The organism is Microvirga brassicacearum, assembly GCF_008757455.1.
GTDB lineage: Bacteria > Pseudomonadota > Alphaproteobacteria > Rhizobiales > Beijerinckiaceae > Microvirga > Microvirga brassicacearum.
On the sequence record NZ_VCMV01000052.1, the window covers coordinates 19,477 to 27,077 of the forward strand.

Sequence of the window (7,601 nt, forward strand, 5' to 3'; positions counted from 1 at the left end):
CGCTGTTCGTCATGTCAAAGCCGGCCCGAATGGTATATCTCAAAGTATCAGCGGTCCCTTAGTCGGCCGCCGACCTTCTTTGCGCATCCGTGCGTCTCGAAGCTCTCCGGGCTTTGAGGAACAGCCAATGCCAACCGAATTGCCCCCGCCGAAGAAGCCGATCCACACGGCAAACGACGCGCCGGATATCTGGCTGACACGAACGCTGAACTGGCTCGCCGTGATCGTTGGAATCGGGCTGTGCTTCTACGCGATCAATTACGGCATTTCCTCCCCGCCCCAGCCCAATAGCCCGAGCGCGTCCGTTTCGGCGAAGCGATAGATCATCGAAGAAGTCCGCGCCAACGCTCTCGCGGAAGTGCAACAGGTCCGACTAATCGTCTGTTTCGGTTAGAAAATTCGTCCTGCCCTATCGGCGGCTGATCGTCAGGTAGGCCACGAACCCGCCGATCGCGAGGGCGATCAGCACCAGCGCCGCCTGCTTGGCATCGCCCGACAGGGCCGCATCGTCGTACATCTGCGAGAGGCGGGCGGAGCGTTCGGGATCGCGCGAGACGAACAGCCCGACGACCGCGAGCAGCGTGACGAGGCCGAGGATCAGGTAGTTCATGCGCATGGTCGTCTCCTCAACGGCCCTTGAATTGCGGCGCGCGTTTCTCGCGGAAGGCCGTGATGCCCTCGGCAAAATCGTCGCTGAAGCCGGCCTGCTGCTGCAGCTCGGCCTCGAGCGCCAATTGCGTCTCGAGATCGTTGCCGAGGCTCTTTGCCAGAGCCTGCTTGGTGAGCCGGTAGGCGAGCGCCGGCCCTTGGGCGAGCCGCGTCGCGAAAGCGCCGACCTCGTCCCGGAAGGTGGCATCCTCGAAGACCCGGTAGACGATGCCCATCGCCTTCGCCTCCTCGGCCGGAATCGGCTCGGCTGACAGCATCAGCGCGAGGGCCTGTTTCGGGCCGACGAGCCGCGGCAGGATCCATGTGCCGCCCGCATCGGGAATGAGCCCGATCCGCGCAAACGCTTCCTGCAGATAGGCCGAACGCGCCGCCACGACCACGTCGCAGGCGAGCGCGATATTCATGGATGCGCCGACCGCCGGACCGTTCAGCGCCGCGATGGTCACCTTGGGATAGCCCACCAGTTGCAGGATCAGCGGATTGTAGTCGCGCGCAAGCGGCGGGCCGAGATCGATGCGGTTATCGGCATCACGCGGCAACTCCTCGGTGAGATCCTGCCCCGACGAGAAGCCCCTGCCCTCGCCGGTCAGCACGACGACACGAATGGCCTCGTCGGCGGCGAACCGCGCCAGCGCGTCGCGCAATTCCTGATGCATCACACCGTTGAGCGCGTTCAGCTTGTCCGACCGCGCCAGCGCGATGGTGGCAACAGGTCCGTCAATCGTGCAGCGCAACGTCGTCTCGGTCATGCGGCCGTCTCCCGTTCGTCGGCAGCGAGCATAGAGCGGACTTCCTGACGAAGCACCGGCAAAAGCTCAGCTTCGAACCACGGATTGCGTTTCAGCCATCCATTGTTGCGCCAGGACGGATGCGGCATCGGCAGAACGCGCGGCCGACGGGGCGTCGCCAGGATGTCGCGCCAGCGCTCCACCGTCCGCGTCAGGCCGTCACGGAAATCATCGCCGAGATGCCAGGCCTGCGCGTATTGGCCGATCACCAGGATCAGTTCGATATGCGGCAGGGCGGCAAAGAGCGGCGCCCGCCACGCCTCGGCGCATTCGCGCCGGGGCGGCAGGTCGCCGCCTTTGGCGTCATGGCCCGGAAAGCAGGACCCCATCGGCACGATGGCGACCCGGGAGGCATCGTAGAAGGCCGTCTCGTCAAGACCGAGCCAGGACCGCAGCCGCACGCCGGAGGGGTCGGAGAACGGTCGTCCGCTGGCATGCGCCCGCGTTCCCGGCGCCTGGCTGGCGATGCACAGGCGCGCGGTCGCGCTGCCCTGCAGGACCGGGCGCGGTTCATGCGCGAGCGCGGCGCCGTAGCGCGGGGCGTCGCGGCAAATCCGGCAGGCCTGGAGTTGGCGGGAGAGCGTCTCGAAATCGGCGGGCGATGGCATCAGGCGGAGATAAGGCCCCGGGCGCGAATTTTCGATCCGACAGGACGTCGCTGTTAACGCCCCAGCGGGTGCCGCCGCCGCCATTCCCGCGGGGCATCGAATGTGCCGGCCCAGAGACCGGCGCGACGCGCCCTCGCGTCGCTCTCCTGCCACGCATATTCCCCGTAGCTGAGCGCCCAGCCGGATGCCACCATATGGGCGCCGATATCGACCTCCCCGACCGAGCATTTGGCCAAGGTCCGCTTGTATTTGTCCCGGCCCGCCGAGCGGCATTTGATCGGGTTGCGGAGGATCAATGACAGCAGCGCATCGCGGGCCATTTCCCCGCAAAGATAGGATTGCTTGCCGCGCTGGCAGGTCTGCTCCAATTCCGGTGCGTCGATCCCTTTGAGGCGAATCTTGAGGTTGTCGAGCCGGATCGAATCGCCGTCGGTCGCAATCCCACGGCCTTCAATCGTCCTGTCGCTCGGTGTCAGCATCAGATTGGCGCATCCCGCAATTCCGACTGCGAGAAAAAGCGAGAGGATTCCTCTCGTACGTGACTGCCTCGTACGAGACGGCTCCGTGGCCCGGGAATAGCGTTGGCCGCCTAAATACATGGGTCACAACCGCTCTGAAACTCCGGCATGGCCGAACGTTGCTGTGTTACGATGCACCGTTACGGAAGTTTTGACAACACCCGGGTTGGGCGGTCGATACTCATCAGGATTTTTTCGGCCTGCGAGCCTGCTTAGACATCCCTTTAAACCGGGTAAAGACATGGGCGACGATCAGCAGCTTTGAACTGGAAAATCGGGACCGGGCGAGCCCGGCCCCGACCGTCGGCTAATAATGAAGCCAGTTGTCGATGGGCCGACCGCCGTGCGTGAGCTCGTTCCCGAACGGATAATCCGGACCGTACCAGTTGTCGGCAGGATCATGCTTGTAGGTGTTGTTGCCTAGAGTCGTGAACAAGAAGTCACTGTTTCCCCAGGCGCCTTCCTTGCCGCCGATATAGCGCGGGCCATAGTAGAAATCGACGTCGGATGTGGAATCGGCCGGCTTCTTCCGGACGAGATGCGTATAGTGCTTGCCCGGAGGATTGTAGTCGGGAAATCGAATGGGCATAGGAAACTTCTCCATAGTGTGGACCTAATATGCATCGATATATCGACGCAATGAAGAGAAATAGAACGGCCGCTCGCAGGGACAACAGCTTCCCGCATCGTCTGGTGCGTGAGCACACACCTGGGCGCCTAACGGGACGACGATATCCAGCGTCGCAGCGCTGGCCGGTCAGGCCTGCGGCAAGCGTCCGGATACGCCTGCTTGATCGAAGGTCGCCATATTTCGGTGGATGGCCACCGCACTCTTGACGATCCCCGCCGCCAATGCGGCGCCGCTGCCCTCGCCCAACCGCATCCCCAAGGCCAGAAGCGGGATCTTTCCGAGCCGCTGCAGCACGTCCTGATGCGCGCCCTCGGCCGACAGGTGGCCGGCGATGCAATGGTCCAGGGCCGCCGGATGGATGGCGTGGAGAATCGCGGCGGCCGCTGTCGTCACGTAGCCGTCGAGGATGAGCGGAATGCGCTGCAACCGTGCCGCCAGAATCGCCCCCGCGATGGCCGCGATCTCGCGACCGCCGAGACGGCGCAGGACTTCGAGCGGGTCTTTCAGATGATCGCGATGACGGTCGAGCGCGCCTTCCACGGCGGCGATCTTCCGCTTCAATCCTTCGTCGTCGAGCCCCGTGCCGCGTCCAACCCAATGGGCCGCATCGCCGCCATAGAGCGCCGCATAGATGGCGGCTGCGATCGTGGTGTTGCCGATGCCCATTTCGCCGACGGCCAGAAGGTCGGTGCCGCCGGCAAGCGATTCCATTCCGAACGCCATGGTGGCGACACAGGATTTCTCATCCATGGCGGCATCCTCGACGATATCCCGGGTCGGCATGTCAATGGCAAGATCGAAGACCTTGAAGCCGAGGCCGAGATCGGCGCAGATCTGGTTGATGGCGGCGCCTCCGGCGGAGAAATTCTCCAGCATCTGGCGGTTGACCTCGGACGGGAACGCCGACACGCCGCGCGCCACGACCCCGTGGCTTCCGGCGAAAACGCAGACCATTGGCCGATCAATGGAAGGCGATTTCCCCTGCCAGGCTGCGACCCATTCGGCCAGCCATTCCAGCCGGCCGAGACCGCCGGCCGGTTTCGTCAGCTGCCGGTCGCGGGCGCGGACCGCCTCCACAGCGTCCTCGTCCGGCCCCGGCATGGTAGCGATCAGGCGGCGGATATCATCGAAGGGTGCGCTGGCGGTCTCGGTCATGGTGGGCTCCGGCCCATCAGGGCATTGCAGAAATCGAGGAGGCGTGACCTATAGCGGTCGTTCCGCGCGGGGTGAAGCATGTCCGACCAATTCGACGAGACGGGGAGCGCCGCACCCAGCGCATGGCAGGGAATTCTGGTCGATCTCGCCCGAACCGTGCGGTTCTTCTCCCGGCTTCCGGTGCCCCGATTGCCCTTCGAATCGGGCGATGCTCACGCGGTGCCGACCTTTCCCGCCCTGATGCGCGTCGTGCCGCTCGCCGGCCTGATCATCGGCGTTCTGCCCGGCCTCGTCCTGATTGCAGCCCTGACGCTTGGCCTCGATCCGTATCTCGCCGCCACCCTCTCGGTCGGCACACTCACCCTCATCACCGGTGGTCTTCACGAGGATGGTCTTGCCGATACCGCCGACAGTTTCGGCGGCGCGACGCGCGAGCGCCGTCTTGCCATCATGCGCGACAGCCAGATTGGCTCGTTCGGGGCCTCGGCGCTGATTCTCGGCTTCGCCCTGCGAATCGGCGCGCTGGCGAGCCTCGCCTCGCAGCTTTCGATGTTCGCCGCCCTGCTGGCCGTGCTGATCGCCGCCTCGTTGTCGCGGACCGCCGGCCTGATGCCGCTGGCATTCCTGCCGCCCGCGCGGCTCGATGGCGCGGCCCACTCGGTCGGCCAGCCGAGCCGCGAGGCGTTCTGGTTCGCGGCTGTGATTGCGGTCGTAATTGCGCTGGTTCTCGGCTTAATGTCGAGCCTTCCGACCTCGGGCACGACGCTGATGAGCCTCCTCGCGGCGCTTGCCGGCTGGAGCATGACCCGATTTGCCGCCCGGCATCTCGGCGGGCAGACGGGAGATATCGCGGGGGCGACGCAGCAGGTGGCGGAGATCGCCGCCTTGATCGGCCTCTTGATCGCGCTTGGTCGATGACAACATAAGCGTCAGATCATGACCCGCGCTTCAAGCCCCTGCATCCGCGTCTGCATCCTCGATCCGGAAACCGGCCTGTGCGAGGGCTGCGGACGCACGACCGAGGAGATCGCCGGGTGGTTTCGCATGAGCGAGGAGGAGCGCCTGAGGATCATGGCGACCTTGCCGGAGCGCATGCGCAAGGCGTTCGCCGTCCAGATCGACAAGCCCGATTAAGGCTTAGGCGATCAGGCTGACGGCAAAGCGCAGGCAGACCACCACCAGGAACAAGCCGAACGCCACTTCGAGCCGGCGCTTCGAGAGCGTATGCGCAAGGCGCGCGCCGATGGGCGCCAACCACGTGCTGGTGGGCACGAACAGCACGAAGCCGAGCAGCGAGATGTAGCCGATGGCGAGCGGAAGCTGCAGCGCCACCACGTCGGGATATTCCGCCGCGCGCGGCAGGCCCGCGTAGATGTAGCCGATGGCGCCGGGGATCGAGATCAGGATGCCGAGGCCGGACGAGGTCGCCACCGCCTGGTGAATCGGGCGGTTGTAGAAGGTCATGAACAGGTTCGAGAGTTGGCCGCCGCCGATCCCCATCAGGGCCGAGAGCACGCCGATGAGCCAGCCATAGACCACCATGATGGGCTTTGCCGGCATATCAAGACCGAAGCGCCAGGTGTCCTTGCCGAAGAGCAGGCGGATCGCCGAGACGCCGGCCACCACCACGAAAACCGTCTTGAAGAGATCCGCCGGCGCATAACGGGCGATGAAGCTGCCCATGATGACCCCGACGACGACGGGAATGGCCCAGACCCGCAGGATCGACATGTCGACCGCGCCCTTGGCGCGATGGGCCAGGAAGGAGCGAATGGACGTCGGAATGATGATGGCAAGCGACGTGCCGACGCAAAGCGGCATGCGCACCTCTTCGGGCACGCCGACGAGGCGGAACAACTCGTAGAGAATCGGCACCGCGACGGCACCGCCCCCGACCCCGAACACTCCGGCGAGCAGGCCTGTCAGCGCGCCGGCGGCGAGCATCGCGACCACGAGCCAGGAAAGATCGAAGAGGGAAATGCCGTACATGGAGACGCCCCGAAACTGACGAGAGCCTCTGTGGGGGAAATCACCGGTAACAGCAAGCGGCTTCGGGCAGAAACCCGGTATCCCCTTGGAGCTGATCCGGCGAGGTGGATACCGGTTCGCCGAAAGATCATGCGGCAAACAAACGGATCAGATTCGAGGAAGCTGAATCCGACTCTAGTCGGGCGACGCAGAGCGATTGAACAGAAGGGCGCGCGGCACCGCGCGCATGGCATCTTCGGTGCAGGCCTGCTGTCCGAGATGCCCGGCAAGACGCGGATAGCGCTCTTCGAGTTCGGCAAGCGTCATATGTTCGGGGATTCGCGGATGCGCCACGCAAACCGCGCCGTCGGCGGCCCACGCCGCCTCGAACTGCATGTCGTGACGCATGGCGGGCGACTGAATGCCGAAGCGATCGTAGATATCGACGGCGGTGCCGTCCCGCGTCGTCGGTCTGTCATCGCCGCCATAATCGGCGCGCAGCATATGCACGCACGCGCGATGGAGCTCGGACAACGGCGCGGAATCCGAGTGCTTCCAGGGACGGTATCCCATCAGGACGCATTTGCCCGCAGCGCCGCTGGTGCAGACGAAATCGAAGCCGCCGTCGCCGCTCGGTAGCGGAAGTCCAAGCCGCCGACCGCGAATGTCAGGGCGACACAGGTCGGCGGCGTCACCGGGGCCGGTCGAGGACAAACGATAGAGGACGATCCTGTCGCCTGTCGCCGTCTCATCCTCGTCGACCCCGGTCACACTTAAATCCCCTCTCGCCTCCCCGGACGACAATCGCAACGTGACGCCGACGAGATCGTCGCCGCGCAGCACGCGGCCATCCGCGAGCCGCAGCACGAACTCGGCTTCTTCCACCTGAAAGCGGCCATACGCCGGACTTGCCTGACCGGAATTTGGCAGGAGGCAGAGGAGCGCGACGGAAAGCAGACGCAGCAGCCAGCGACGCATGGGAGGTGCTCGTTAAACCTCCCGGAAGCCTGAGAGGCGATCAGGTTTTGCGGATGATTACTTGAGGGTAACCAGCGAGCCGTCGGGAAGAACCACGGCATCGAGATCGAGCCGGCCGGCGCCGCCGACGTGGCGGCCGTTGGTGCTGAGACCATTCGTGCTGAGGCCATTCGTGCTCAGGCCGTTTGTGCTCAGGCCGTTCGTGCTGAGACCGTTCGTGCTGAGACCGTTGGTGCTGAGGCCGTTCGTGCTGAGGCCGTTCGTGCTGAGGCCGTTCGTGCTGAGG

The 7,601-nt window shown here is 64.9% G+C and carries 12 protein-coding genes; 3 read left to right on the forward strand and 9 right to left on the reverse strand.

Annotated features, from left to right (window positions below; all coding sequences use genetic code 11):
* Positions 1-127: 127 nt before the first annotated feature.
* Entirely contained in the window at positions 128-322 is a 195-nt protein-coding gene (locus tag FEZ63_RS20755; RefSeq protein ID WP_150948083.1) for a hypothetical protein, read from the forward strand.
* 87 nt (positions 323-409) lie between these two features.
* On the opposite strand, the gene FEZ63_RS20760 is transcribed toward FEZ63_RS20755, so the two are convergent.
* From FEZ63_RS20760 to cobT, 6 genes are all read right to left on the reverse strand, one after another.
* Complete coding sequence (locus FEZ63_RS20760; RefSeq protein ID WP_150948084.1) at positions 410-616, reverse strand: hypothetical protein; 207 nt, start codon at positions 614-616, stop codon at positions 410-412.
* A gap of 10 nt (positions 617-626) precedes the next feature.
* Positions 627-1,418, reverse strand: a complete 792-nt coding sequence (locus tag FEZ63_RS20765) for an enoyl-CoA hydratase-related protein (RefSeq protein WP_150948087.1) — start codon at positions 1,416-1,418, stop codon at positions 627-629.
* A complete protein-coding gene (locus FEZ63_RS20770) occupies positions 1,415-2,065 on the reverse strand; it encodes a uracil-DNA glycosylase family protein (protein WP_150948089.1) in 651 nt (216 codons plus the stop codon). The genes FEZ63_RS20765 and FEZ63_RS20770 overlap by 4 nt, the downstream gene beginning before the upstream one ends.
* A 53-nt stretch (positions 2,066-2,118) precedes the next feature.
* Positions 2,119-2,544: a thermonuclease family protein gene (locus tag FEZ63_RS20775; protein WP_162419807.1), complete on the reverse strand. Its 426-nt coding sequence runs from the start codon at positions 2,542-2,544 to the stop codon at positions 2,119-2,121.
* A gap of 346 nt (positions 2,545-2,890) precedes the next feature.
* Positions 2,891-3,172, reverse strand: a complete 282-nt coding sequence (locus tag FEZ63_RS20780) for a hypothetical protein (protein ID WP_150948093.1) — start codon at positions 3,170-3,172, stop codon at positions 2,891-2,893.
* Positions 3,173-3,340: 168 nt separating this feature from the next.
* On the reverse strand, positions 3,341-4,369 hold the full coding sequence (gene cobT / locus FEZ63_RS20785; RefSeq protein WP_150948095.1) for a nicotinate-nucleotide--dimethylbenzimidazole phosphoribosyltransferase: 1,029 nt from the start codon (positions 4,367-4,369) through the stop codon (positions 3,341-3,343).
* 78 nt (positions 4,370-4,447) lie between these two features.
* Here cobT and cobS point away from each other — a divergent pair, with 78 nt between their 5' ends.
* On the forward strand, positions 4,448-5,287 hold the full coding sequence (gene cobS, locus FEZ63_RS20790) for an adenosylcobinamide-GDP ribazoletransferase (RefSeq protein WP_150948098.1): 840 nt from the start codon (positions 4,448-4,450) through the stop codon (positions 5,285-5,287).
* 18 nt (positions 5,288-5,305) lie between these two features.
* Positions 5,306-5,503, forward strand: a complete 198-nt coding sequence (locus FEZ63_RS20795; RefSeq protein ID WP_150948100.1) for a DUF1289 domain-containing protein — start codon at positions 5,306-5,308, stop codon at positions 5,501-5,503.
* A gap of 3 nt (positions 5,504-5,506) precedes the next feature.
* Here the strand turns inward: FEZ63_RS20795 and FEZ63_RS20800 are convergent, their stop codons facing one another.
* The 3 genes from FEZ63_RS20800 to FEZ63_RS25250 form a co-directional block, all read right to left on the reverse strand.
* Positions 5,507-6,358 (reverse strand): sulfite exporter TauE/SafE family protein, encoded by an 852-nt coding sequence (locus FEZ63_RS20800; protein WP_150948101.1) that lies wholly within the window; start codon positions 6,356-6,358, stop codon positions 5,507-5,509.
* A gap of 174 nt (positions 6,359-6,532) precedes the next feature.
* Positions 6,533-7,315: an ADYC domain-containing protein gene (locus FEZ63_RS20805; protein ID WP_150948103.1), complete on the reverse strand. Its 783-nt coding sequence runs from the start codon at positions 7,313-7,315 to the stop codon at positions 6,533-6,535.
* Positions 7,316-7,372: 57 nt separating this feature from the next.
* A partial coding sequence (locus FEZ63_RS25250; RefSeq protein WP_201274236.1) for a hypothetical protein occupies positions 7,373-7,601 on the reverse strand: 229 nt, incomplete at its 5' end.

Excerpts from the sequence above, each read along its gene's own strand:
- FEZ63_RS20775 (WP_162419807.1), bottom strand. The coding sequence starts at position 2,544 with ATGCTGACACCGAGCGACAGGACGATTGAAGGCCGTGGGATTGCGACC.
- FEZ63_RS20755 (WP_150948083.1), top strand. The coding sequence starts at position 128 with ATGCCAACCGAATTGCCCCCGCCGAAGAAGCCGATCCACACGGCAAAC.
- cobS (WP_150948098.1), top strand. The coding sequence starts at position 4,448 with ATGTCCGACCAATTCGACGAGACGGGGAGCGCCGCACCCAGCGCATGG.
- FEZ63_RS20770 (WP_150948089.1), bottom strand. The coding sequence starts at position 2,065 with ATGCCATCGCCCGCCGATTTCGAGACGCTCTCCCGCCAACTCCAGGCC.
- FEZ63_RS20800 (WP_150948101.1), bottom strand. The coding sequence starts at position 6,358 with ATGTACGGCATTTCCCTCTTCGATCTTTCCTGGCTCGTGGTCGCGATG.
- FEZ63_RS20765 (WP_150948087.1), bottom strand. The coding sequence starts at position 1,418 with ATGACCGAGACGACGTTGCGCTGCACGATTGACGGACCTGTTGCCACC.
- FEZ63_RS20780 (WP_150948093.1), bottom strand. The coding sequence starts at position 3,172 with ATGCCCATTCGATTTCCCGACTACAATCCTCCGGGCAAGCACTATACG.
- FEZ63_RS20795 (WP_150948100.1), top strand. The coding sequence starts at position 5,306 with ATGACCCGCGCTTCAAGCCCCTGCATCCGCGTCTGCATCCTCGATCCG.
- cobT (WP_150948095.1), bottom strand. The coding sequence starts at position 4,369 with ATGACCGAGACCGCCAGCGCACCCTTCGATGATATCCGCCGCCTGATC.
- FEZ63_RS20760 (WP_150948084.1), bottom strand. The coding sequence starts at position 616 with ATGCGCATGAACTACCTGATCCTCGGCCTCGTCACGCTGCTCGCGGTC.
- FEZ63_RS20805 (WP_150948103.1), bottom strand. The coding sequence starts at position 7,315 with ATGCGTCGCTGGCTGCTGCGTCTGCTTTCCGTCGCGCTCCTCTGCCTC.